This is a genomic window from Pseudomonas sp. AU12215 (genome assembly GCF_001675465.2).
Classification (GTDB): Bacteria; Pseudomonadota; Gammaproteobacteria; order Pseudomonadales; family Pseudomonadaceae; genus Pseudomonas; species Pseudomonas nitroreducens.
In genome coordinates, this window is the sequence record NZ_MACM02000182.1 from 1 (window position 1) to 449 (window position 449).

Consider the following 449-nt stretch of genomic DNA (forward strand, 5'->3'; position numbering starts at 1 on the left):
GGAGCCTCYCCCGATCAACAGAACCGGATCTATGGCAGGCTCAGGCCAAAGGAAATGGCCACCGAGCGGACCGCGAACTTCGATTTCGTCACCAATCGCCGCGATGTCGTGAAAAAACGGCGAAACTTCGGCATCCGGCATGCGCTCGATAGCTATCTCGACGATCGGGGTCGAAACTGCCGATGACGCGATCGAGTAGCTGCGCATTGCACTGTAGCCGTCGGGCGCGGTCAGCCGGATATCGACGTGCTGACCTGCGGTGTGCGCGAACGGCTTGCTCAACCGAAGGAAGAAGCTCTTGATACTCGGTGTTTGCTGGATGATGTCGTCGATCACGCATGATTGCCACGAACGGACTTGCGCTTCGTTTTCAGTCATGTGTGTATCGTTGTTCGCGCCACGGATCGCCGTAGATGTGATAGCCGTGCAGCTCCCAAAAGCCGGCCTCG

The 449-nt window shown here is 58.0% G+C and carries 1 protein-coding gene; it reads right to left on the bottom strand.

Annotated features, from left to right (window positions below; all coding sequences use genetic code 11):
• Positions 1-378 (bottom strand): FAD-binding oxidoreductase (locus A9513_RS31390; RefSeq protein WP_255302914.1); only part of this gene is annotated, 378 nt, incomplete at its 3' end.
• Positions 379-449: the final 71 nt, after the last annotated feature.